The sequence below is a fragment of the Oryzomicrobium terrae genome, from assembly GCF_008274805.1.
GTDB classification, from domain to species: Bacteria; Pseudomonadota; Gammaproteobacteria; order Burkholderiales; family Rhodocyclaceae; genus Oryzomicrobium; species Oryzomicrobium terrae.
In genome coordinates this window covers 2,223,151-2,246,053 of sequence record NZ_CP022579.1, presented here as the reverse complement: position 1 = coordinate 2,246,053, position 22,903 = coordinate 2,223,151, and the positions used below count along the sequence as shown (strand labels likewise).

At 68.2% G+C, this 22,903-nt stretch carries 18 protein-coding genes; 6 read left to right on the top strand and 12 right to left on the bottom strand.

All coding sequences use genetic code 11. The features are described from left to right. Positions 1–65: 65 nt before the first annotated feature. Both OTERR_RS10215 and OTERR_RS10210 read right to left on the bottom strand, forming a co-directional pair. A complete protein-coding gene (locus OTERR_RS10215; protein ID WP_149425684.1) occupies positions 66–575 on the bottom strand; it encodes a TlpA disulfide reductase family protein in 510 nt (169 codons plus the stop codon). Next, entirely contained in the window at positions 572–1,930 is a 1,359-nt protein-coding gene (locus OTERR_RS10210; protein ID WP_187775215.1) for a sialidase family protein, read from the bottom strand. Before OTERR_RS10210 ends, OTERR_RS10215 begins: the two co-directional genes overlap by 4 nt. Before the next feature lie 467 nt (positions 1,931–2,397). Between OTERR_RS10210 and OTERR_RS10200 the strand changes: the two genes are divergently transcribed. The 6 genes from OTERR_RS10200 to OTERR_RS10175 all read left to right on the top strand — a co-directional run bounded on the left by OTERR_RS10200 (position 2,398) and on the right by OTERR_RS10175 (position 7,736). Beyond that, positions 2,398–4,728 (top strand): TonB-dependent receptor, encoded by a 2,331-nt coding sequence (locus OTERR_RS10200; RefSeq protein WP_149425681.1) that lies wholly within the window; start codon positions 2,398–2,400, stop codon positions 4,726–4,728. A gap of 141 nt (positions 4,729–4,869) precedes the next feature. Then, positions 4,870–5,835, top strand: a complete 966-nt coding sequence (locus OTERR_RS10195; RefSeq protein ID WP_149425680.1) for a hypothetical protein — start codon at positions 4,870–4,872, stop codon at positions 5,833–5,835. A 78-nt stretch (positions 5,836–5,913) separates the two neighbouring features. Next, positions 5,914–6,624: a 3'-5' exonuclease family protein gene (locus tag OTERR_RS10190; RefSeq protein WP_054621433.1), complete on the top strand. Its 711-nt coding sequence runs from the start codon at positions 5,914–5,916 to the stop codon at positions 6,622–6,624. A 118-nt stretch (positions 6,625–6,742) separates the two neighbouring features. After that, positions 6,743–6,979, top strand: a complete 237-nt coding sequence (locus OTERR_RS10185) for a DUF3567 family protein (RefSeq protein ID WP_054621432.1) — start codon at positions 6,743–6,745, stop codon at positions 6,977–6,979. A 95-nt stretch (positions 6,980–7,074) separates the two neighbouring features. Next, a complete protein-coding gene (locus tag OTERR_RS10180) occupies positions 7,075–7,278 on the top strand; it encodes a DUF3460 family protein (RefSeq protein WP_054621431.1) in 204 nt (67 codons plus the stop codon). A gap of 233 nt (positions 7,279–7,511) precedes the next feature. Next, complete coding sequence (locus OTERR_RS10175; RefSeq protein ID WP_246154122.1) at positions 7,512–7,736, top strand: hypothetical protein; 225 nt, start codon at positions 7,512–7,514, stop codon at positions 7,734–7,736. Between the two features lie 90 nt (positions 7,737–7,826). Here the strand turns inward: OTERR_RS10175 and OTERR_RS10170 are convergent, their stop codons facing one another. From OTERR_RS10170 to OTERR_RS10125, 10 genes are all read right to left on the bottom strand, one after another. After that, positions 7,827–9,032, bottom strand: a complete 1,206-nt coding sequence (locus OTERR_RS10170; protein ID WP_149425679.1) for an HD domain-containing phosphohydrolase — start codon at positions 9,030–9,032, stop codon at positions 7,827–7,829. A gap of 4 nt (positions 9,033–9,036) precedes the next feature. Continuing rightward, positions 9,037–10,551 carry an HD domain-containing phosphohydrolase gene (locus OTERR_RS10165; protein ID WP_149425678.1) on the bottom strand — a complete coding sequence of 505 codons (1,515 nt, stop codon included), beginning with the start codon at positions 10,549–10,551 and terminating at the stop codon, positions 9,037–9,039. A 525-nt stretch (positions 10,552–11,076) separates the two neighbouring features. Then, positions 11,077–12,270 carry a M20 aminoacylase family protein gene (locus OTERR_RS10160; protein WP_149425677.1) on the bottom strand — a complete coding sequence of 398 codons (1,194 nt, stop codon included), beginning with the start codon at positions 12,268–12,270 and terminating at the stop codon, positions 11,077–11,079. Beyond that, the gene (locus tag OTERR_RS10155; RefSeq protein ID WP_149425676.1) at positions 12,267–13,580 is read right to left on the bottom strand and encodes an NAD(P)/FAD-dependent oxidoreductase; all 1,314 of its coding nucleotides are present in this window, start codon (positions 13,578–13,580) and stop codon (positions 12,267–12,269) included. The genes OTERR_RS10160 and OTERR_RS10155 overlap by 4 nt, the downstream gene beginning before the upstream one ends. Positions 13,581–13,716: 136 nt before the next feature. After that, the gene (locus OTERR_RS10150; protein WP_149425675.1) at positions 13,717–14,568 is read right to left on the bottom strand and encodes a VOC family protein; all 852 of its coding nucleotides are present in this window, start codon (positions 14,566–14,568) and stop codon (positions 13,717–13,719) included. A gap of 22 nt (positions 14,569–14,590) precedes the next feature. Continuing rightward, complete coding sequence (locus tag OTERR_RS10145) at positions 14,591–16,252, bottom strand: ABC transporter ATP-binding protein (RefSeq protein ID WP_149425674.1); 1,662 nt, start codon at positions 16,250–16,252, stop codon at positions 14,591–14,593. Beyond that, on the bottom strand, positions 16,249–17,079 hold the full coding sequence (locus OTERR_RS10140) for an ABC transporter permease (RefSeq protein WP_149425673.1): 831 nt from the start codon (positions 17,077–17,079) through the stop codon (positions 16,249–16,251). The genes OTERR_RS10145 and OTERR_RS10140 overlap by 4 nt, the downstream gene beginning before the upstream one ends. A 4-nt stretch (positions 17,080–17,083) precedes the next feature. Beyond that, positions 17,084–18,061, bottom strand: a complete 978-nt coding sequence (locus OTERR_RS10135) for an ABC transporter permease (protein WP_149425672.1) — start codon at positions 18,059–18,061, stop codon at positions 17,084–17,086. A gap of 21 nt (positions 18,062–18,082) precedes the next feature. Next, a complete protein-coding gene (locus OTERR_RS10130) occupies positions 18,083–19,699 on the bottom strand; it encodes an ABC transporter substrate-binding protein (RefSeq protein ID WP_149425671.1) in 1,617 nt (538 codons plus the stop codon). Positions 19,700–20,189: 490 nt separating this feature from the next. Then, positions 20,190–22,877 carry a bifunctional acetate--CoA ligase family protein/GNAT family N-acetyltransferase gene (locus OTERR_RS10125; RefSeq protein ID WP_054621423.1) on the bottom strand — a complete coding sequence of 896 codons (2,688 nt, stop codon included), beginning with the start codon at positions 22,875–22,877 and terminating at the stop codon, positions 20,190–20,192. Between the last annotated feature and the right edge of the window lie 26 nt (positions 22,878–22,903).

Here is a 22,903-nt window from a genome sequence, read left to right as displayed (position 1 = left end):
ATACCTCGGCAGGCAAGCGGGGGCCCGCCGGCCGTCGGCAAGCACGCCAGGGGGATAGGTCCGGCTTAGTCGAGGCCGTTACGCCGCTGCCATTGACGGAGCTCGTCCTCGCTCAGGGCGCCGCTGACCGCCGTGACCTGATGATCGGCGTCGAACAGGTAGGTGCGGGGCATTTCGCCGCGCCATTGGCGGTCGATTTCGAAGCGCAGCCGTTCCGGGGCGGCGTCGCCGAACACCCAGGTGCGTCGCTCGGCCAGACCGGCCTGGCGCAGCAAGGGCGCGATGGCATCCGCTTCCGCCAGGGTATCGGTGGCGATCACCACCAGGTCGAGCTTGCGATTGCTCTTGGCCGCGGCGGCCAGCATGGCCAGGTTACCCTTGCAGTAGGGGCAATCGACGCCCCACAGAGTGACGACGAAAGGCTTGCCGCTGCGCGTCGCCTTGAGCCGGGCGTAATCGCCGGCCTGCAGAGGGGTCAGGGTGCCTGCCAGGGCGGGCAGGGCGGTAAGGGTGAGCAGGGTGGCGAGCCAGAAGCGGCGCAGGGTAATGCCGCAGCGGGGGAAGAGGGCGTTCATCGGGTGTTGTCTGGGGGGACAGTCGCTGCGGTCAGCGGGGCGGTGGGCGTGGCGGCAGAGGATTCCTCCAGGGCCACCAGGCGATAGCCTTCCTGGAGGGTATTCCACGACAGGTAGGGGCGGCCCCGGTCGTCGATCAACTGGGGGTGGTCCGAGGCGCCGTCGCTGGTGGCCAGGGCCCGGGGGGCGCTCCAGCTGCGGCCGCCGTCGGCGGAGTGCTCGACGAAGACCCGAGTGGTCTGGCCGTCGAACTCCTTCCAGGCCAGCCAGACCTGGCGGTCGCGTACGAACAGGGCCGGGTGGGCGGCCAGGTCGCCACCGACCTTGCGCGGCGGGAAGAGGGGAGCGCCGTCGCGGCCGCGCGCCTGGTATTGCAGGGCAGGCGTGGCGCCGACCAAGTTGAACCAGGCCAGGTGGCGGGTGCCATCGCCGGCCACTGCCAGGGCCGGGCCATGGTGCGGGCAGGCATCCACCTGCCAGCGGTCGTCGCTGCCCCGGGGCGGCTCGGCACCGTCGGCGATGCCCCCCAGGGGCGCCAGGCCGTGGTCACGCAGGCTCTTGCCCTGGGCGTCGCTATAAACGTGGCGCCACAGGGCGAGGGGGCGATTGGCCGCGAGTCCGGCAGGGGCGCTGGGGTCGTCGGCCAGGGCGATGCGGCAGCATTCGCAGGTATGGGCGGCGTGACGGGCATTGGTGCTGAAGGTGGCACCGTCGTCCCGGGATTCGGCGTAGTAGATGGCTGCGCCCCGGTAGGCCTGGCCCTGGCGCTTGGCGGCTTCGCCCTCGCGCTTGTCGATCCAGGCCAGGAAAAGCCGCCCGTCCGGGCTACGGTGCAGGGTCTGGAAGCGGTGGGTGATCGGCGCCCGGTCGTCGTTGACCGTCAGCGGCGCATCGAAATGGCGTCCGCCGTCACTGGAACGGGCGAAGCGCACGTGGCCGGCATAGGGCACGCTGGCCAGGGGCGAGGTCCACGCCACCCAGACCCGGGCGGCATCCCCGGCCTGCCGCTGTGCGCCGTCGGGCAGGGCCACGATAATTTGCGGGCGCAACTCGCCCTCGGCGGCCACCGGCTCCGGAGCGGCATTGACGTTCACCGGGTTGGAAAAGTGGGCGCCACGGTCGTCGGAATGATCCACCACCAGGCGGCCCTCCCGCTCCGGGGCGATCCGCACCCGCCACAACCGACCGCTGGCGTCGAAGACCGCACCCACCGCCACCGGGGGGCGGGCGGCCTTGGCCGGGCTCGCGCTCCTGACCGGCGCGGCGCCATGGTCGTGCCCCTCGTGGGCCTGGGCTGGGGTGATGGCAAGGGCGCCGGCGAACAGGGCGGACAGCAGGGTGGCAACGCGTGGCACTGCCGTGAGCGGGCTGGGTCGCAGGTGCGGCGGGAGGGAAGGCGGTAGGACGAGGGCGGGCATGACCGACAGGGGTACCAGGGTGGTGCTTCCGGGGTGAAACGGAATTCGGGGAACGCGGCGCCCCTTTTTTGGAGGGAGCCGAGGCATTCGGACGACCCGCTACCGAGGCTGGGCGAAACCACCGCACCAGGCCCGGAACGAGGGATGACGGCGCTCATCCTAGCAGCGTCGGGGGGCGGCTCGGGCGCGACAAAATGCCACATTCCCGGCACAGGAGCGGGCGCGCATCATCCGCGCCGCTGGATCGGTGCTGAATCGGCGCATCACCGTGGGCGTTCGATTCGTATCCGTTCTATGCCTCTGCTTCGCTCCATTGTCCGGGCGAGAGAGCGCAGAACCGGGACAACCAACCCGAGGCCCCCGAATCCAGCAGCCGCACAAAAAACATCTCAGGGATTTCCACCATGTCTTGCCCCCTTCGCCCCACCCCCGCGGCCGCCGCCGTTGCCCGTGCCCTTGTCGCCCTGGGGGTCGCCGCCGGCCTGGCCGGGCTGGCTCACCCCGCCTGGGCGGACGAAAAGGAACTAGCCGAGGTCACGGTCAGCGGCGGCGCCGGCGGCAGTTCCGCAGCGCGCCTCGGCGGTCTGCCCAGTCAGCTGCCGGCAGTTGCCGAGGGAATGTCGGCGGCGGAGATCGCCGAAAAGGTGAACGTGGTCGATACCGCCGACATCCTGCGCTACCTGCCCAGCCTGCAGGTGCGCAAGCGCTACGAGGGCGACCGCAACGGCATCGTCGCCAACCGCACCTCGGGCACCCTGGCCTCGGCTCGCACCCTGGTCTATGCGGACGGCGTGCTGTTGTCGAACTTCCTCGGCAACCGCTACGACTTCCCCCCGCGCTGGGGCCTGGTCTCGCCGGAGGAAATCGAGCGGGTGGACGTGATCTACGGCCCGTTCTCCGCCGCCCTGCCGGGTAATTCCCTGGGCTCCACGGTGCTCATGACGACCCGCCTGCCGGAGAAGTTCGAGGCCCACGCCAAGGCCCAGATGTTCAGCGAACGCTTTGGCCTTTACGGCACCCACGATAGCTACCCGGGCTACCAGGCCAATGCCACGGTGGGTAGCCGGGCCGGCGACCTGGCGGCGGTGTTCTCGGCCAACCATATTGACGCCAAGGGTCATCCGATGAGCTTCGCCACTGCCGGGCTGTCCTCCACCGCCGCCGGGGCAGGGGACAAGGTGGTGAGCGGCGCCTACAAGGACAGCGACCCCACCGGCAAGGGCCGGGTGATCTTCGGCGCCACCAGCATCGACCACACCGTCCAGGACAACGCCAAGCTCAAGCTGGCCTACGATTTCACCCCAACCCTGCGCGGCTTCTACACCGTCGGCGTGTGGCAGAACAATTCGGATTCGACGGTGCAGAGCTACCTGCGCGATGCCACCGGCAATCCGGTCTACAGCGGCAACGTGAACATCGACGGCAAGCGCTACACCCTCAACGCCAGCCAGTTCCAACCGAGCCGGCGCAACGAGGAGCACTGGATGCAGGCCGTGGGGCTGAAGAGCAACACCCGCGGCGAATGGGACTGGGAGGCGGTGGCCAGCTGGTACAACATCGCCCAGGACGACACCCGGGCCCCCTCGGTGGCCCTGCCGGCGGCCCAGAACGGCGGCGCCGGCACGGTCGCCAAGGGCGACGGCACCGGCTGGCAGACCCTCGACCTGAAGGGCGACTGGCGCCCCAATGGCACCGGGGTGGGCAGCCACCAGGTGCAGTTCGGCTACCACTACGACCGCTACGTGCTCGACAGCCGGGTCTACAGCACCAGCAACTGGCTGACCGGCAGCCTGGGCCAGCGCACTTCGGCCTTTTCCGGCAAGACCGAGACCCAGGCCCTCTACGTGCAGGATGCCTGGCGTTTCGCCCCGGACTGGAAGCTGGTGCTGGGCGGGCGCTACGAGCGCTGGCGTGCCTTCGATGGCGCCACGGCCAATGCCACCACCACCATCCACCATGGCGAGCGGGACGAGGGGCACTTCTCGCCCAAGCTGTCCCTCAGCTTCGCCGCCACTCCGGTCTGGCTGCTGCGCGCCTCCGTCGGCCAGGCTTACCGCATGCCGACGGTGCAGGAGCTGTTCCAGGGCTCGATCAGCTCTGGCACGATCGTCAACAACGACCCCAGCCTCAAGCCGGAAAAAGCCCTGTCCTCCGAACTCACTGCCGAGCGGGCCTTCGACAATGGCCTGTGGCGCGTCTCCCTGTTCCACGAGAACGTCCGCGACGCCCTCTACAGCCAGACCAACGTCACCGTTTTTCCCAACGTCACCAACATCCAGAACATCGACCAGGTGCGCACCCAGGGGGTGGAAACCTCCCTGCAGGCCAGCGACGTCGGCCTGCGCGGCCTCGACCTGATGGGCAGTATCACCTACGCCGATTCCGAAATCCTGCGCAACGGCAAGAACCCGGCCACGGTGGGCAAGCACCAGCCCCGGGTCCCCGACTGGCGCGCCACCCTTGTGGCCACCTGGCGGCAGAGTGCGGCCCTGTCCTACACCCTGGCCGGTCGCTACAGCGGCAAGCAGTACGGCAACCTGGACAACAGCGATACTCACGGCAGCACCTATGGCGGGGTGAGCAGCTTCTTCATCGTCGATGCCCGGGTGAATTACAAGATCGCCAAGCAGGTCACCGCTTCCGCCGGGGTTAACAACCTCAACAACTACCAGAGCTTTGCCGCCCACCCCTACCCGCAGCGCACCGTCCATGCGGAACTCCGCTTCGACCTGTAAGCGGCGGGCCGGCGCGGTCAAACTCTAAGCTGCATCAAAGTAATCGGGACGGCACTGCCTAGAATGGCCGGGAGTCGTGGGACAGGTCCGGCGACCGCCCCTCCGAGGGCCTCTCCGTTTCGTGCTTTTGTGAGTTTGTGCATGTCCATGGAATCAATTCGATCGCGCTTGGCCCTGGCCCTGCTGCTGGGTGGTGTCGCCGGGATGGCCCAGGCCTCCTGCGGGCAGGCCTTTTGTGTGGTGAACACCAACTGGGCCATGCAAGGGGTGCCCTCCGAACCGGGCAGCAGCCGTCTCGATCTGCGTTACGAGGCCATCAACCAGAACCGCTTGTGGCGCGGCACCCGCGGCGTTTCCGCCGCCGATGACGACAGCGATGCCCTGGAAAAGCGCACCAACAATCGCAATCTGATCGCCACCTACGACTACACCGCCTCCAATGCCTGGGGCTTCTCCTTCGTGGTCCCGGTGCAGCAGCGCCTCCACGAGCACGTGGCCGATCCGGCCGGGGACGCCACCTACGAGAAGTGGAATTTCACCCGGCTGGGCGACGTGAAGGCCCTGGCCAACTACAGCGTCACCAACGATGACGACCCGCTCAACCGCTACGGCGTCCAGTTCGGCGTCAAGCTGTCCACCGGCAGCCATACCGTCAGCAATGGCGACGGCAGCCGCGCCGAACGGGCTCTGCAGCCTGGCTCGGGCAGCACCGACCTGATCGTCGGCGGCTATTACACCCACCGGGGGCTTACGCCCGGTGCCGCCTGGTTCGGCCAGGTCAGTTATCAGCAGGCGGCCCTGACCCAGGACGCGTTTCGCCCGGGCAGCCAGACCGCCGTCACCCTGGGCTACAACCAGTCCGTGGCCGGCGATCTGTCCGCCACCCTGCAGATCAACGCCCTGCGCAAGGATCATGACCGGGGCGCGAACGCCGAGCCGGCCCTGTCCGGCGGCAAGTACGCGTTCGTCAGTCCGGGCCTGAGCTACGCCGCCGCCAAGACCGTCCAGCTCTACGGCTATGTGCAGCTGCCGGTTTACCGCAACGTGAACGGCATCCAGCTGGTGGCCAGCCGCGCCTTCGTCGGCGGCATGTCCTTCCAGTTCTAGTCGTGGGCCGGGGCGATCCGCCCCGCCGTCCCTTACAATGGCGCCCTTGCAACAGCAACGATTCAAGGGCGTTTTTTCATGGCAGAGATTTTCGTCAGTACCGACGTGGAGGCGGACGGCCCCATCCCCGGTCCCCATTCCATGTTGTCCTTCGCCTCGGCGGTCTACACCCAGGAGAAGGAGCTGATCGCCACCTACAGCGCCAACCTGGAGCTGCTCCCCGGCGCCGCCGGCCACCCGGAAACCATGCGCTGGTGGAAGACCGAGCCCGAGGCCTGGGCCGCCCACCGGGAGAACATCCGCCCGCCGGAAGAGGTGATGCCCGAGTACGCCAAGTGGGTCGAGGAGCTGCCGGGCAAGCCGGTGTTCGTCGCCTACCCGGCCGGTTTCGACTTCACCTACATGTTCTGGTACCTGATGCGCTTTGCCGGCCGCTGTCCGTTCTCCTGGTCGGCCCTCGACATCAAGACCTTCGCCATGAGCATCACCGGCCTGCCTTATCGCAAGACGGTCAAGCCGCGCCTGCCCCAGGCCTGGTTTGAGGATTTTCCCCACACCCACGTGGCCCTGGACGACGCCCTGGAGCAGGGCGCCCTGTTCTGCAACATGTGGTCGTTCTGGAAGGAACAGCGCGAGCGCCTGGGCATCGCCGAGGACCTGTCCGCCTACGTCGAGGCCTGGCGGGCCGAGCGGGCTGCCGCCAAGGCCGACGAGGAGGCGGAAGCCCAGGCCCTGGCCGCTGCGGCGGCGGCTGGCGGCGATGCCGCCGTTACGTCCGGCGACAAATAGGTACGTTTTTCCTAACGGCGCCTCGGCACTTTTCCCGGCGGGAAAAGTCCGAACCCTTGAAAACGACACTCCGCTCCCCATCTGGGGAACTGAGCCGTCGTTTTAGAGAGGAGCCGACATGAAAGTGGTCTTCAACAGCGAGCACTATGCAGTGGTGTCCTACGTGGCCCAGCACGGTTACGAACTGGTGGAGAAGGACTCCGGCCGCATGATGTTCATCCAGGGGGTGCAGGCGGATCATTTTCACGACGCCATGCGCCAGGTGGTCACTGAACAGCAGGGCGATAGCGACGAGATCGATGCTTTCCTGTCCGACTACTGCGAGGGGGCGACGCAACCCATCAGCTTCCACTGAACGTGGGGGCCGGGCGGTCAGATTGGTAGTCGTCCCGGAAATGGCGTGAACTGCCGGTATAATCCCGCTTTTTTCGACGCTCAAGGGGATAGACCATGGGACGTGTCGTTTCCGACTACGTGTCTGACCACACCAAGTTCATCGACGAGGCGCTGGCCAAGAATCCGGCCTGGGCCGAGGATCAGGCCAAGGGCCGCGCCCTGTGGTGGGATCGTCCGCAGACGCTGGACGAACTGCGGCGCCAGCAGGAATCCCGGGTGGCCCAAAAGGCGTATCCCTACGACGTGACCACCAAGTAAGTCGGGCTGGTTGCGGTAGAAAAAACGGCAAGGTTTCCGACCTTGCCGTTTTTTTCATCCCGCCAGCGTCCCATCGCCTTATCGACGTATCCCTTTTTATCGACGCTTCGCCCCGCCTGGGCGGCCTGCCCCGCGACCACGCCCCTGCCGGGGGATAATGCCGGCCATGGCGCCTGCTGCAACCCTGCTATTGCGCCGGTGCCCTTACCCTTCATCTTGCCCGAGCCGCGCCCATGCCCCCACGCCCCATGACCTACGAAGAGTACCTGGACGAAGTGACCACCCTCATCACCGAGAAATACGACGTGAGCGACCAGGCGGCGATCGCCCTGGTGATGGCCGCCCAGGACAAGGAATACTTCTGCCCCCACGACGACGACCCGTCCCTGCGCAACCTGGACCAGGCCCACAGCGACGCGCGCAAGCTGTTCAAGGAGCAGAAAACCTTCCTCGCCTGAGCGGCGCCCTGGCGCAATAAAAAACGGCAAGGCTAAGCGGCTTTGCCGTTTTTTATTGCTGTCAGCCTTGCGGCCAGGCAGGTGCCGCGATCAGGGTTTGGGCAGGGTGTAATGGTCTTGCCGGAACAGGGCGGTGCAGGCCGCCACCACCTGGGGGTCCAGTTCCTTGCCGGCCATCCGCTCGATTTCACGCAGGGCCCGCTCGGCACCGAACTCGGGGCGGAAGACCCGGTGGGACGACATCGACTCGACGATGTCGCAGACGCGCAGGATGCGCGCTTCCCGGCAAATCGCCTCGCCCGCCAGGCCTCGGGGATAGCCGGTGCCGTCCAGGTTCTCGTGGTGCTGGTAGACGATTTCGGCAATCGGCCAGGGGAAATCCACGTCCTTGAGGATTTCGTAGCCGATCACCGAGTGCAGCTTGATCAACTCGTACTCGGCCGGGGTCAGGGGGCCGGGACGGGAGAGGATTTCGCCCGGGACTTCGATCTGGCCGACGTCGTGCACCAGGCAGGCCAGTTCTAGCCCTTCCAGCTGCTCGGCCGGCAGGCCGAGCTTGCGCCCCACCGCCACCGCCAGGTGGGCCACCCGTTGCTGGTGGGTGGCCGAGGCCGGGTCGCGGTGCAACGCCGCGGCGGCCAGGGAGCCGATGGTTTGGCGCAGCGATTGGCGCAGCGAGGCATTGGCCTGACGGCCCGCCGCCAGGGCGGCGCTGCGGCTGACGGTCAGGTGGATCAATCCGCCCAGCAGCAGGGCGCTCACCACCTGGGCGGTGGCGGCCATGGTCAGCAACGACGAATCCGGGCTCTCGCCGCGGTGGAAGGCGATCCACGACAGCGAGGCCATCGAGGCCAGGCCGCCGCCGATGCCGGCAAGCAGCAGCACCAGGGGGCTGGCAGTGGCCCGGCCGTGGGGCGCGATACGGCGATACCCTGCCAGCACCAGCGTGGCCAGGGCCCAGGCGCTCAGGATGCTCAGGGAACCGGGAATGGCGCCGCCCCCGCCCATGTTCAGGCGGGTGGCGGCGCCGGCCAGGCTGACGATGAAGCCGCCTAGGGGCCCCAGGGCGATGGTGGCCACCGCCATCACCCCGTTGCGGGTGTCGATATATACGCCGTTGTCGATCTTGAAGCTCAACTGCAGGGAAAGCACCGCCAGCACGGCATAGACGGCGACTTGCACCCAGTAGCGCGGCAGCCAGGCGGGCAGGCGCGGCGAGAACGAATCGGCCAGGACGAAGATGGCGAACAGCAGGACGGGGACGCTGATCAGCTCGAAGAAGTGGTGGGCCAGCATTGGATCAGGCCTCCCCGCGATCGGGCGCGGCCAGCTCGGGGCGCATCACGGCCAGGGCGGCCTGAACCACCTCGGCGTCGTATTTGGTGCCCTGGTGCGCGGCGATTTCGGCCAGGGCCGCCGGCAGGCCCTTGGCCGGGCGGTAGGGGCGGCTGGCGGACATGGATTCGATGGTGTCGGCCACCGCCAGGATGCGGCTTTCGAGCATGATCTCGTCGCCCTTGAGGCCGGCCGGGTAGCCGCTGCCGTCGAGGCGCTCGTGGTGCTGGCCGGCGATTTCCTTGAGGGGCCAGGGCCAGTCGATCTTGCCCAGGATGTCGATGGTGGCCTGGACGTGCTGGCGCAGCACCGCCATTTCCTGGGGGCGCAGCACGGTGGGCTTGGTCAGCAGCTCGATGGGAATGCGGATCTTGCCCACGTCGTGGACGACCGCCGCCAGGCGCAGGGCGTGGCAGCGTTCTTCGCTCAAGCCCATGTGCCGGGCGATCTTCAGTGAAATCTCGGCCACCTCGAGCTGGTGGCCGACGGTGTAGGGGTCGCGCTCGGCCAGGGTTTCCGACAGGGTTTCGATGGCCTGTTCGAGGATTTGCTCCAGCTTGGCCGCCGCGGTCGCGCGCAAGGCGGCCTCGGCTTGCAGTGCCTCCCGGGCGCGAAATCCGCTCAGGGCCAGTTCCAGATACTGGGCCAGTTGCTCGAAGAGGCGCACTTCCGTAGCGCCGAAGGCGTTCACCTCGCGGGAATAGACCATCAGCGCACCGACGACACGACCGTCCAGGGTCAGGGGCACCGAGATCGAGGCCGCCAGGCCGTAGCCGGCGGCCCGGGCTTTCCACGGCGCAAAGGCCGGGTTGTAGCTGGCCTGGTTGTTGAGCTGGGTCTTGCCGCTGCGGATGGCCTGGCCGGTGGGCCCGTGGCCGTGGGGATTGTCGCCCCAGCTGAATTCCATGCCGTCCAGGTAATGGCTGGCCGTCCCGGCGCTGGCGGCAACCGTCACCCGCTTCTGTTCGTCGTCCGCCGCCAGGCCGATCCAGGCCAGGGGATAGCGCCCCTGGGCGGTGATGCCGGCGCAGCTGGCGGCCAGGAATTCCGCCTCGTTCTGGGCCTGGATCGCCCGTGCCGTGGCGCCGTGCAGGGCGTCGAAGGCCCAGGCCAGCTGGGTGGCCTCATCCACCGAGGCGGGCGCCTGGGTGTCCGGCGTGACGAGGAGCAGGGCGAGGGTGCGGGGCGGCTCGGGCGTGGTGCCCAGCCAGCGGGCGGTGGCTACCCGGCCCCCGGGCAGATGCACGACCTGTTCCGGGCCGGCATTGCCCAGGTGCATCGCGGCAACGAAGTGGCTGCTGTCGATCGGGTGGAACAGTTCGAGCAGGGCGGCGCCGGGCACCGTCAGGCCGGTGCTGGCGAACAACTGCTCGGCGGCCGGGTTGGCGCTGGCGATGGTCAGGGATGCCACGTCCACCCATGCCAGGGCCTGGGGGAGCAAGCGCCAGACGGCGTTTTCCAGGGGCGTGGGCGAGAGCATGGCGGCTGACCTTCGGGCAAGGAGGATGCGGGAAAAGCAGAATAGCCTGACCTTATCACCGCCGCCCGCCGGGACCGAGGAGATTCATCACGGCCAGGAAATCATGCCCTCGCTGCCCAGCCGGGCGTCGCCACGATCCCATGAGGTCGGCGCGTTCCTGCGCGGCGTCCGATGTTGCTGTCCGATCTCGCCGGGCCAAACTCCATGCCTCTAAACCCTAGGACTGGCGCGGACCTTCACGGGGTGCCTGTGAAAACCCGCGCCGATCCTTGAGTTTAGCCATGCCTGCCTGAAGATGCCCAACTGGCGCGGTGTTCCGCGGGGTATCACCGTCAGGTGCTGCGGCACCGGGCGGCAACCGAGTCCGGTAGATGGGGGTGGTGGGGTGGGGCACAGCGGGGAAGGTGCAAAAATGGCGAGGGCGGGATACTTGGGCCCGGACGGACCTGCCGGCCACGGCCTGGTGGCCCTTGAGGCGGGCGGCTTCGATCAAGGCGCTCATCGGCTTGCGGCCAACGCCGCGCTTTAGCTCTTTGCCTCTCCCAACACCCGTCGCACTACCTCCACCCAATAACTCGCTCCCAAGGTCAGGATTTCGTCGTTGAAGTCGTAGCCTGGGTTGTGCAGCAGGCAGCCGAGGCGACCGGGGCCGGCGCCTAGCCAGATGTAGGCGCCGGGGCGGGCTTGCTGGAGGAAGGCGAAGTCCTCGGCCACCATGGCCGGGCCGGGGGACGTATCTACGGCCGCCTCGCCCACCAGGGCGGTGGCGGCGGCCGCCGCCAGACGGGCCGGTTCCGCGGCGTTCACCGTGGGCGGGTAGCGTCGCTCGTAGCGTACCCGGGCGGCTATACCGAAGGTGGCGGCGATGCCCTGGGCGATCTCGTTGATGCGCCGCTCCACCAGGTTCTGCACCTCCGGGGAGAAGGCGCGCACGGTGCCGCGCAGCACGGCGCTCTGGGGTAGCACGTTCCAGGTGTCGCCGCCGTGGATCTGAGTGACGCTGACCACCACCGAATCCAGGGGGTTGGTGTCGCGGCTGGCGATGGTTTGTAGGGCGCCCACCAGCTGGCCGGCGGCCACCATGGAATCGCGTCCCAGGTGGGGCATGGCGGCGTGGGCGCCCTGGCCTTCCAGGGTGATCTCGAAGATGTCGTAGGAGGCCATCTGGGCCCCGGCTCTGATGGCGAAGCGGCCAGCTTCCAGGCCGGGCCAGTTGTGAAGGCCGTACACCGATTCAATGGGAAAGCGCTCGAACAGGCCGTCTTCCACCATGGCCCGGCCGCCGCCCTCGTTTTCTTCTGCCGGCTGGAAGATCACCGCCACGGTGCCGGTGAAGTCCCGAGTTTCGGCCAGGTACCTGGCGGCGCCGAGCAGCATGGCGGTGTGGCCGTCGTGGCCGCAGGCGTGCATCTTGCCCGGGTGGCGGGAGCGGTGGTCGAAGTCGTTGGCTTCCGGGATGTCCAGGGCGTCCAGGTCGGCGCGCAGGCCCACCCAGGGGCCCGGGGCCTTGCCCGGAATGACCCCGACCACGCCGGTCTTGGCGATGCCGGTGTGCACCTCTATGCCAAAGCTCTTCAGCAGTTCGGCCACGTAGGCGCTGGTCTGCACTTCTTCGAAGGCGGTTTCCGGATGGGCGTGCAGGTGATGGCGCCAGCCGCGCATGGCTTCGCCCAGGGCGGCGACGGCGGGGGGGATGCGGGGGAGGATGGTGGTGTTCATGCGGCAACTTCCTGGGTATCGCGCCAGCGGTAACGCAGTAATTCAAGCGAGGCGACCCGGGTCAGCGCCCCGTGCAGGGGAATCGGGGCCAGGGGAGTGAGGGGAATGTCCAGGTCGGCCAGGTCCGCCGAGGAGCCGCCCGCCAACACGGCGTCGGCCAGGACCTTGCCGCTGGCGGTGGCCAGGGCCACGCCCCGGCCGTTGTAGCCGGCCACGGTGACGATGCCCGGGGCCAGTTCGTGCAGGCGGGGCAGGAAGTCGGTGGTGATGGCCACATGGCCGTCCCAGGCGTAGTCGAAACTCACCGAGGGCCCCAGGGCCGGGAACATGCGGGCCAGCCGGCCGGCCACGTGCCGGGCCAGGCGCGGTTGCCAGCGGTGGTTGAGGACCAGGGCGCCGCCGCTCACCAGCCTTCCGTCCACCGTGGGACGGACGAAGTACATATCGGCGTGGGTATCGGAGAGGGCCTGGCAGCCGGGCAGCACCTGACGGCGCACCGCCTCGGGCAGGGGGGCGGTGGCGAGCTGGAAGAAGCGCACCGGCACGATCGAGCGGCGCAATTGTGGGAACAGATTGTCGCTGTAGGCGTCGGTGGCGACGATCACCTTGGCGGCGCGCAGCGAGCCGCTGGGGGTGGCGAGGCGCCAGCCCTCACCGTCCCGGGCCACGGCGGTGACTGGTGATTGGGTGTGGATCGTTGCCCCGGCGGCCTGGGCAGCGCCGGCCAGACCGCGTACCAGCTTGAGCGGATTGACGTGGCCGCCGCTCCGGGCCAGCCAGGCGCCGTGGTAGAGGGGCGAGCCGCTCAGAGTGGCGGTTTCGTTTCGGTCCAGGTAGGCCACGTCGGCCCCCAGGGCTTGCCACTGCTCGAAACGGTCCCGGGCCAAGCGGGCCCGGCCGGGGGAATGGGCGGGCTGGGTCCAGCCGGTCTGCACCGCGTCGCAGGCAATCTGGTGACGGCGGATCAAGTCGAAAGTGAAGGCGGCGGAGCCGGCCACCAGCCGTGCCAGCCGATCGCCCCGCACGATGCCGAAGCGAGCGCGCAGGTCGGCCGGGTAGGCCCGGGTCAGGGCAGGGATGACCATGCCGTTGTTGCGCCCGGCACCGCCGTGGCCGATCTCGACAGCCTCCAGCACCACCGCGTGCCGGCCCGCTTCGGCCAGGTGCAGGGCGGCGGACAGGCCGGCATAACCGGCGCCGATGATGGCCACATCGGCCACCGCATCGTGGTCGAGGGGTTGGGTTGGGGGCGGCGGCGTGGCGGTGGCCGACCACAGGGAAGGCAGGGAAGGAGTTGTCAGGGCAGGCATGGGCAGCCTCGTGGGATCGGGAGCGGATAAATCGGGAAGGGGGGGAGGCGGGAAGAGGGCGCCTCTGGCGGCAAACCTCGGTCCTGCCGCCAGAGGCGCCCCCGACCCCTGCCGGGAACCCCCTGGGGAGCGGTGCTTAGGCGCGGAAGGCCAGGGCGACGCCGAAGGCTTCCCGGGCGGGCACCACCAACTGGTCCGGGGCCTGCTGGTCGAAGGCGATGCCGCCAGCCGTCAGAGTGTCCCGAGTCTGGGCCAGGGACACGCTTTGCAACACCAGGGCGACCTGGCGGTCGCGGCCGTCGGGGCTGGGCAGGGTGGTGTCGCCAAAGCGGACGCGCACTGCGTCTGGCACCAGGTAATCGACGCTGCCCCGGCCGGCAGTAAGGCGCTGGCCGCCGTCGATGGGGCTCACTGTGGCGCTGCCGAAGGTGCGTGCCAGCAGGTCGATGGAGGCCGCCGGGTCCTGCGTCGCCACCACCGCCTGGAGCAGGCCGGTGACACCGTTGGCGTGGCGCTGCCACTCGGGGCGCCAGACCAGGTCCGGGTCAAGATGGTGGCAGAAGAAGATACGGCCGTTGGGCACGGCGGCCGGGTCGAGGCGCACGGTGCGGAAGCGGGCATTCCGGGACGAGCCGTCGGGCAGCTCCACCGGGCGAAAGAACGCCGCCGGGGCCGTGCCGTCCAGGGCTACGCCCTGGGCCGTCAGGTCGCGGAACAGGCCGTCCGAGTCCTGGCTCTTGAACACCAGCCCGGCCAGGCCCGGCAAGGTGCCCCAGTAGGCGGCGGCCCGTTCGGCGTTTTGCGGCTCGTAGCCGAGCAGTTCCAGATAGTCGTTACCGAAGATGGCCAGGTGGTTGCTAGACCCCAGGGAGTGGTGGCCCCGGGGGGTGAGGGTGAAGCCGAGGCGGCGGTAGCGTTCGGCGGCCTGGTCGAGCTGGTCGGCGACGTTGATGACCACGTGGTCGAGCTGGGCGGCGGGGGAGGGCATGGCGTACTCCGGAAAACGGGGATCAGGCGGCGATGCGTCGGAGGTCGGTGGCGTGGGGCGGGGTCCACTGGCGCCCCGGCACCGCGTCGAGCAGGGTTTGGGTATAGGAATGGCGGGGGCTGGTGAAGATCTGGGCGGCGCTGCCGGCCTCGACCACAGCCCCGTCCTTCATCACCGCGATGCGGTCGCAGATCTGGGCGGCGACCCGCAGGTCGTGGGTGATGAACAGCAGGGACAGCCCCAACTGCTGGCGCAGTCGCGCCAGCAGGTCGAGCACCTGGCCCTGGACCGACACGTCCAGGGCCGACACCGGCTCGTCGGCCACCAGCACCTGGGGCTCCAGGGCCAGGGCCCGGGCCAGACCGATGCGCTGGCGCTGGCCGCCGGAGAATTCGTGGGGGTAGCGGCGCGTGGCGTCCGGGTCCAGGCCGACCAGTTCGAACAGCTCCCGGGCCCGGGCCAGGGCCTGGGCCCGGGGCGTGCCGTGCACGATGGGCCCTTGGGCGACCTGCTCCCCGACCCGACGGCGCGGATTGAGGGAGGCGTAGGGGTCTTGAAAGACCATCTGTACATGGCGGCTATGGGCCCGTAGCTGGCGGCGGCTGAGGGTAGCCAAGTCCAGGGGGGAGTGGTCCGGGGCGGTGAAGTGGATGTGGCCGTCGTCCGGGTCGAGCAGGCGCACGATGCAGCGGGCCAGGGTCGATTTGCCCGAGCCGCTTTCGCCGACGATGCCCAGGGTGCTGCCCCGAAGCAGTTCCAGGCTGACCTCGCGCACCGCGTGGGTGACCCGTTTGCTCCGGCCTAGCCAGCCGCCGCTGCGGTAGGTCTTGCTCACCCGGTCCAGGGTGAGGATCGGCGCGGCCTCCGGCCCGTTCTCCGGCTGGTGGGCCGGCGGGGGTGCCAGGGGCGGCACGGCGGCGATCAGCTCCCGGGTATAGGGGTGCTGGGGGCGGTTGAGGATGGCCTCGGCTGGGCCCTGTTCCACCACCACGCCGTGCTGCATCACCGCTACCCGGTCGGCGATCTCGGCGACCACGCCGAAGTCGTGGGTGATGAACAGCACCGCGGTGCCCTTGCGCGCCTGCAACTCGCGGATCAGGTGCAGGATCTGGGCTTGGGTGGTCACGTCCAGGGCGGTGGTTGGCTCGTCGGCGATCAGCACCGCCGGCTCCAGGGCCACGGCCATGGCGATCATGGCCCGCTGGCGCTGTCCGCCGGACAACTCGTGGGGATAGGCTCGGGCGGCAGCGGCCGGATCGGGCAGGCGCACGTCGTGGAGTAGAGCCTGGACCCGGGCGGCGATGTCCTTGGCGCTCAACCGGGTATGGGTGCGGAACAGCTCGCCGATCTGGTCGCCCACGGTGCGCAGCGGGTTGAGGGCGGTCATCGGCTCTTGGAAGATCATGCCGATCCTGGCGCCGCGGATGCGGCGCAGCTCGGCGTCGGGCAGTTCCAGCAGGTTGCGCCCGTCGAACTCGATCCGTCCGGCGGAAGACCGCACCAGGTCGGGCAGCAGGCCCATCACCGCGCTGGCGGTCATGGATTTGCCCGAGCCGCTTTCGCCGACGACACAGAGGATCTCGCCGGCGTTGAGTTCCAGCGCCACGTCGCGCAGGGCGTGGGGACGGTCGGCGTCGGCGGGCAGGGCCACGGTCAGGCCCTGGATGGAAAGGACGGTGCTCATCGGTTCTTCAGCCTTGGGTTGAGGGCGTCGTTGAGCCCCTGGCCGACCAGGGAGACGGCCAGCACAGTAAGCAGGATGGCCACCCCGGGGATGGCCGAGACGTACCACTGCACGCGTAGCACGCCGCGGCCGCCGCCGATCAGGTTGCCCCAGGAGGGCACGTTGGGGTCCGACAGGTTGAGGAAGGCCAGGGCGCTTTCCAGCAGGATGGCCACGGCCATAATTACGCTGGCGTACACCACCACCGGCGGCAGGGCGTTGGGTAGGATCTCGCGGAAGATCAGGCGGGCGTCGCCTAGGCCCAGGGTGCGGCCGGCCTGGACGAATTCCCGGTGGCGCAGGGTGAGGAATTCGGCCCGGGTCAGGCGTGCCGCCGGCGGCCATGAGACCACGCCGATGGCGACGATGACCGTGGACAGCTGGGAGCCGAACACCGCCACCAGCACCAGCAGCAGGAGGAAGTTGGGCAGGATCTGGAAGGCCTCGGTGATACGCATCAGCATGTCGTCGAGCAGGCCGCCGTAATAGCCGGAAAGGGCGCCGACAACGATGCCGATGGCAATGGCGATGACCGTGGCCACCAGGCCGATGAACAGGGACACCCGGGCGCCGTGGAAGATCTGGGCGGCGATGTCCCGGCCGGTGTGGTCGGTGCCAAGCCAGAAGGCCGGATTGGCAAAGGGCCACTGCAAGGGCCGTCCAGCCAGGCCGAGGGGGTTCTGGGGATAGAACAGGTCGGCGCTGGCGGCCAAACCGAGTACGGCCAGGAGTAGCACCAGGCCGAACACGGCTGCCGGGTTGCGGCAATAGCGTTTGAGAAAGTCCATGGGATCAGCGCCCCCCGTTGATGCGCGGGTCGAGGCGGACGTAGAGCAGGTCCACCACGAAGTTGATGACGATGACCAGCAATGCCGAGACGAACACCACGCCGAGCAGGGTGTTGAGGTCGCGCTGCATCACCGACTCGTAGGCCAGTCGGCCCAGGCCGGGCAGGGCGAAGACGCACTCCACCACCACCGAGCCGCCGAGCATGGTGCCCGCCTGCAGACCGAGCAGGGTGACCATCGGCAAGAGGGCGTTGCGCAGGATGTGGCGGGTCACCACAGCGGTGTCGGAGAGGCCCTTGGCTCGGGCGGTGCGCACGAAATCCAGGGTCGCCACTTCGAGCATCGAGGCACGCATGATGCGCAGGTAGATGGCGAGGAAGATCAGCGCCAGGGTCAGGGTCGGCAGGGTCAGGTGCCAGGCGATGTCGAGAACCAGGGACAGGCCGTGCGGATCGGCGCCGATGCTGCCGAAACCGCCAGCAGGCAGCCAGCCGAGGTACACGGCGAAGACGAAGATGCCCATCAGGCCGAACCAGAATGACGGGGTGGCGTAGAAGATCAGCCCCAGGGTCGAGATCAGGGTGTCGGGCCAGCGGTTCACCCGGCGCGCCGCGATCACGCCCAACGCCATGCCGGCGGCGAAGGCCAAGGCCAGGGACGAGCCCATCAGCAGCAGGGTGGCGGGCAGGCGTTCGACGATGACGTCGGCCACCGGCTTGCCGTAGATGGCCGAATGGCCCAGATCGAGGTGGAGCAGGCGCCACAGGTAGTCGCCTAGACGCACCGAGGTGGATTGATCGAGGGCGTAATGGCGGCGCAGTTCCTCGATCATGGTCGGGTCGCTGCCACCCACCTGGGCGACCAAGGCATCCACTGTGTCGCCCGGGGCGAGTTGTAGGAGCAGGAAAAGGCCGGCCAGGATGATGATCAAGGCCGGCAGGGCGGCGGCCAGCCGCCGCCCTGCAAGGGACAAGAAACGCATGGGAAGCAGCCGTGGCCGGGGTTAGGCCTTAAGCCAGGCGTCGTTCCAGCTGCTCGACGGCCATCGGGTGCTGCTGGCACTGTTTTGCAGCTTCTTGCTTTCCACCGAGTAGAACTGGCGTTCGGTGACGAACCAGATCGGCAGTTGCTCGTTCACCTCGCGCACGAACTCGGCGTAGAGCGCCTTGCGCTTGACCGGGTTGATCTCGGAAGCGGCGTCGTCGATCAGCTTGTCCACCTTGTCCGACTGCCAGCCGTACTGGTTGGTCCAGGGCGAGCCGGCCGGGCTGCCGGAGCGGTACCACACCGTGGTGGACACCGCCGGGTCACCCCGGTACTGGTGCCAACCCGTGGCGATGTCGAAGTTGTGCTCCTTGTAGACCGCCGCCAGGGCGCCGGCATAGTCGTAGTTGGCGATCTCTACCTTGATGCCCACCTCGGCCAGAGACTGCTGGATGAAGGTGGCCAGCAGTGGGACATCCTCGCCGTTGGGAATGCCCACCAGTTTCAGGCTGAAGCGGATGCCGCCGGCGCCGCGCTTGTAGCCGGCCTCGTCGAGCAGGGCCTCGGCGCGCTTCTTGTCATAGGGGTAGGGCTGCTTGCTGCCGGCCGGGTAGAAGGCCGTCGAGGTGGACGGGATCGGCCCGGTGGCCGGCTTGCCCTGGCCATAGAGGAAGTTGTCGATGAAGAACTGGGAATTGATGGCGTGGGCCAGGGCGCGGCGCACTCGCACGTCGGCCAGTTCCTTGCGACGGAAGTTGAATTCCAGGGTGTTATTGAACTGGTTGGCTTCCGACCCTTTGCTGGTGACGGTGAATTCCGGGTTGCGGCTGAGCCGGTCCAGGTCCGCCAGGGTCAGCTGGGAGTAGGCGCTGAGTTGTACCTGGCCGGTTTCCAGGGCGGCTGTGGCGGCCGACTTGTCGGTGACGATGCGCCAGACGATGCGATCCAGGTAGGGCTGGTCCTTGCGCCAGTAGCGCGGGTTGCGCTCGGCAATGATGAACTGGCCGCGCTCGTACTGGACGAACTTGAACGGCCCGGTGCCGATAGGCGCTGTGTTGGCCGGGTTCTCCAGTACGTTGGTACCTTCAAAGACGTGACGCGGCACCACGTAGCCCAGGTCGGCCAGGCCGCGCAGCAGCAGGTCGAGGGGAATCGGGCGGGAATAGCGGAACACGGCGGTGTGCTTGTCCGGGGTATCCACCGCCTCCAGGTAGCGCTGCAGGGCGGTACCGAAGTTGAGGTGCTTCTTCCACAGCTCTAGGGCGTTGTACTGCACGTCGGCGGCGGTGAAGGGCTTGCCGTCGTGCCAGGTGACGCCCTCGCGCAGCTTGAAGGTGACGGTTTTTCCGTCGGCCGAGGCCTTCCACGCGGTGGCCAGTACCGGCACCACCTTGCCGTTGGCGTCTAGGTCCACCAGGGACTCGATGATCTTGCTGGTGACGATGTAGACGCCGGTGGAGGCGCGCAGCGAGGGGTTAAGGATGCGTTGCTCGGACCCCAGGTGCACGTTGAGCACGCCGCCCTTGCGCGGCGCACCGGCGGGCTGCCCTTGCTGGGCGTAGAGCAGGGGGGGGAACAGGGCCGAGGCGGCAAAGGCCCCGGAAGACAACAACAATTCGCGGCGGGTTAGCTTCATGGACGGTCTCCGGATGGGGATGAGAGACGGCGAAGTCTAGGAGCCGGGGGAGCAGTCGCGAACTGAAAAAAACTGATAACGGTATATGCGGAATGTCACATGCCGCGGTGCCGTGTTATGGGCGAGCAAAAAGATAGGTGGCCGAATCGCAAGGACTGGCGCGGAGTTCGGCGATGGGGTTCTGGAATGCCGCGCCATTTCAGGCTTGCAGCGATGCCTGGCTGGAGATACCCAACTGGCAATGGGTTCGGCCGAGGGGCGACCAGACCGCGGGCCGAATGACGGGAGCGAGCGGCGCGCAGTGAGCGCCGAGCAACGCCGGTACTCTGGCCGGACACATCCGGCCGAAAGGGTGCGGCGGAGTGGGGAGGGGCAAAAATGGCGAGGGCGGGATACTTGGGCCCGGACGGACCTGCCGGCCGGGCACGATCCCGCCCTCTTTACTCGGTGCGCGGCGGGACGGCGTGGCCGCCCGCCGCAGGTTGCCGATTCAGCTCTGCAACGGCTTGATCACACGCTTCACCGCCGGGTCTTCGGGGTGGGGGTGGATGGTGAAGCCCAGGCTGGTCATCAGCTTGAACATCTTGGAGTTGAGCGCCAGCACGTCGCCGACCACGGCCCGGTAGCCCTTGAGGCGGGCGGCTTCGATCAGGGCGCTCATCAGCTTGCGGCCGACGCCGCGCTTCTGCCAGTCGTCGGCCACCGCCAGGGCGAACTCGACGGTTTCGCCGTCCGGGTTGAGGACGTAGCGCGAGACGCCCACCTGGACTTCCTTGCCGCCTTCCTCGGTGACGGCGACGAAGGCCATTTCCCGGTCGTAGTCGATCTGGGTGAAGCGCACCAGCATCGACTGGGTCAGCTCGCGGATGGTGTCCATGAAGCGGTAGTACTTGGATTCGTCGGACATGTGGGCGACGAAGTCCTTTTCCATCTCCGCGTCCTCGGGGCGGATCGGGCGGATGTGCACCACCTGGCCGTCGGGCAGCACCCATTCCTCGACCATGTGGCTGGGGTAGGGGTGGATGGCCATGTGGGCGTAGCGGTCGCCGGAGACCGGGGCGAAGTCGATGACGATGCGGGCGTCGGCGGCGATGGCGCCGTTCTCGTCGATGATCAGCGGGTTGAGGTCAAGCTCCTGGAGCCAGGGCAGCTCGCAGACCATTTCGGAGATGCGCAGCAGCACGTCTTCCAGGGCGTCCATGTTCACCGGCGGCTGGTTGCGGTATTCGCCGAGCAGGGCGTGGACCTTGGTGGAGCGGATCAGGTCCTCGGCCAGCACCGCGTTGAGCGGCGGCAGGGCCACGGCGCGGTCGGAGAAGATCTCGCTTTCCTGGCCGCCGGCGCCGAAGGTGATGACCGGGCCGAAGGTCGGGTCGCGCACCACCCCCACCATCAGCTCGCGGCCGTTGGGCCGGGCGACGAAGGGCTCGATGGAAACGCCGTTGATGCGAGCGTTGGGGTGGTTGCGCGCCACCGTGTCGAGAATGTCCAGGTAGGCGTTGCGCACCGCCGCGGCGGAGGTGATGTTGAGGCGTACGCCGCCGGCCTCGGTCTTGCGCTGGATGTCCGGGGAATCGACCTTCATCGCCACCGGAAAGCCGATCTGCTCTGCCAGCAGTAGGGATTCGGTGGCGGTGCGGGCGACCATGGTCTGGGCCACGGGGATCTTGAAGGCGCGCAGCACCGACTTCGATTCCATCTCCGACAGCACCTTGCGCCGTTCCGAAAGCACCGCCTCGATCAGCATCTTGGCGCCTTCGGTCTCGGTCTTGGCCTGGCGTGAGATGGGTTCCGGGGTCTGCAGCAGCAGCTTCTGGTGCTTGTAGTAGGTGGAGATGTGGTGGAACAGCTCCACCGCCGTCTCGGGCATGCGGAAGGCGGGGATGCCGGCGTCGGTGAGCACCTTGCGGGCCTCGAAGGTCTGGGCCTCGCCCATCCAGCAGGCGACGATCGGCTTGCTGCCGGCCTCCAGGGTGGCGATCACTGCCTTGGCCACGCCCATCGGGTCGGTCATGGCCTGGGGGGTGAGCATCACCAGCAGGCCATCGACCCCAGGGTCGTCCATACAGGCGGTGATGGCGGCCTGGTAGCGTTCCGGCGTGGCGTCGCCGACGATGTCCACCGGGTTGGCGTGGGACCAGTTGGTGGGCAAGCAGGCGTTGAGGGCGGCGATGGTGTTCTGGGACAGGTCGGCGAGGGGGATCTTCAGCTCGGCGGCGTGGTCCGCGGCCATGGCGCCGGGGCCGCCGCCGTTGGTCATGATCAGCAGCCGGTTGCCCTGGGGACGGAACTTGGTGGCCATGCCCTTGGCGGCGTAGAACAGCTGGCCGATGTTGGACACCCGTACTACGCCGGCGCGCTTGATGGCAGCCTCGAACACGGCGTCAGAGCCGGCCTTGACGCCGGAGTGGAGCAGGGCGGCAGCGGAGCCGGTTTCGTAGCGGCCGGCCTTGAGCAGCACGATCGGCTTGATGCGGGCGGCGGAACGCACCGCGCTCATGAAGCGGCGGGCGTTACGGATGCCTTCCACGTACATCAGGATGTAGTGGGTGCGGTTGTCGTAGACCAGGTAGTCGAGGATCTCGCCGAACTCGATGTCCGACGAGGTGCCCAGGGAAATGACCGAGGAAAAGCCCACGTCGTTGACCTTGGCCCAGTCGAGAATGGCCGCGCACAGCGCGCCGGACTGGGACACCAGGGCCAGGTTGCCCGGCTTGGCATTGACGTTGGCGAAGGTGGAGTTGAGGCCCAGGGTCGGGCGGATCAGGCCGAGACAGTTGGGGCCGAGGATGCGCACGCCGTAGCTGCGGGCGATCTCCAGCATCTTGCGCTCCAGGGCGGCGCCCTGGTGGCCGGCTTCGGCAAAGCCGGCGGTGATGATCACCACGAACTTCACCCCGGCGCGGCCGCACTGCTCGATGATGCCCGGCACGGTCTGGGGCCGGGTGGCGATCAGCGCCAGATCCACCCGCACGCCCACGTCCTCGATGGTCTTGTAGCAGGGGGTGCCGTGCACTTCGCTGTGCTTGGGGTTGACGGCGAACAGGCGGCCCTTGTAACCGGCGTCGAGCATGTTGCGGAAGATCACGCTGCCCACCGAGTTTTCCCGGTCCGAGGCGCCGATCACGGCCACCGATTTAGGTTCGAATAGGGGGGTGAGATAGTGTTCTTCGACCATTTTGAGCGTTTCCACGGAGCGCCGCG

What these genes read in the sequence shown, in the direction of transcription:
- OTERR_RS10215 (WP_149425684.1), bottom strand. Translation starts at nt 575, where the DNA reads ATGAACGCCCTCTTCCCCCGCTGCGGCATTACCCTGCGCCGCTTCTGG.
- OTERR_RS10200 (WP_149425681.1), top strand. Translation starts at nt 2,398, where the DNA reads ATGTCTTGCCCCCTTCGCCCCACCCCCGCGGCCGCCGCCGTTGCCCGT.
- OTERR_RS10195 (WP_149425680.1), top strand. Translation starts at nt 4,870, where the DNA reads ATGTCCATGGAATCAATTCGATCGCGCTTGGCCCTGGCCCTGCTGCTG.
- OTERR_RS10190 (WP_054621433.1), top strand. Translation starts at nt 5,914, where the DNA reads ATGGCAGAGATTTTCGTCAGTACCGACGTGGAGGCGGACGGCCCCATC.
- OTERR_RS10185 (WP_054621432.1), top strand. Translation starts at nt 6,743, where the DNA reads ATGAAAGTGGTCTTCAACAGCGAGCACTATGCAGTGGTGTCCTACGTG.
- OTERR_RS10180 (WP_054621431.1), top strand. Translation starts at nt 7,075, where the DNA reads ATGGGACGTGTCGTTTCCGACTACGTGTCTGACCACACCAAGTTCATC.
- OTERR_RS10175 (WP_246154122.1), top strand. Translation starts at nt 7,512, where the DNA reads ATGCCCCCACGCCCCATGACCTACGAAGAGTACCTGGACGAAGTGACC.
- OTERR_RS10170 (WP_149425679.1), bottom strand. Translation starts at nt 9,032, where the DNA reads ATGCTGGCCCACCACTTCTTCGAGCTGATCAGCGTCCCCGTCCTGCTG.
- OTERR_RS10165 (WP_149425678.1), bottom strand. Translation starts at nt 10,551, where the DNA reads ATGCTCTCGCCCACGCCCCTGGAAAACGCCGTCTGGCGCTTGCTCCCC.
- OTERR_RS10160 (WP_149425677.1), bottom strand. Translation starts at nt 12,270, where the DNA reads ATGAACACCACCATCCTCCCCCGCATCCCCCCCGCCGTCGCCGCCCTG.
- OTERR_RS10155 (WP_149425676.1), bottom strand. Translation starts at nt 13,580, where the DNA reads ATGCCTGCCCTGACAACTCCTTCCCTGCCTTCCCTGTGGTCGGCCACC.
- OTERR_RS10150 (WP_149425675.1), bottom strand. Translation starts at nt 14,568, where the DNA reads ATGCCCTCCCCCGCCGCCCAGCTCGACCACGTGGTCATCAACGTCGCC.
- OTERR_RS10145 (WP_149425674.1), bottom strand. Translation starts at nt 16,252, where the DNA reads ATGAGCACCGTCCTTTCCATCCAGGGCCTGACCGTGGCCCTGCCCGCC.
- OTERR_RS10140 (WP_149425673.1), bottom strand. Translation starts at nt 17,079, where the DNA reads ATGGACTTTCTCAAACGCTATTGCCGCAACCCGGCAGCCGTGTTCGGC.
- OTERR_RS10135 (WP_149425672.1), bottom strand. Translation starts at nt 18,061, where the DNA reads ATGCGTTTCTTGTCCCTTGCAGGGCGGCGGCTGGCCGCCGCCCTGCCG.
- OTERR_RS10130 (WP_149425671.1), bottom strand. Translation starts at nt 19,699, where the DNA reads ATGAAGCTAACCCGCCGCGAATTGTTGTTGTCTTCCGGGGCCTTTGCC.
- OTERR_RS10125 (WP_054621423.1), bottom strand. Translation starts at nt 22,877, where the DNA reads ATGGTCGAAGAACACTATCTCACCCCCCTATTCGAACCTAAATCGGTG.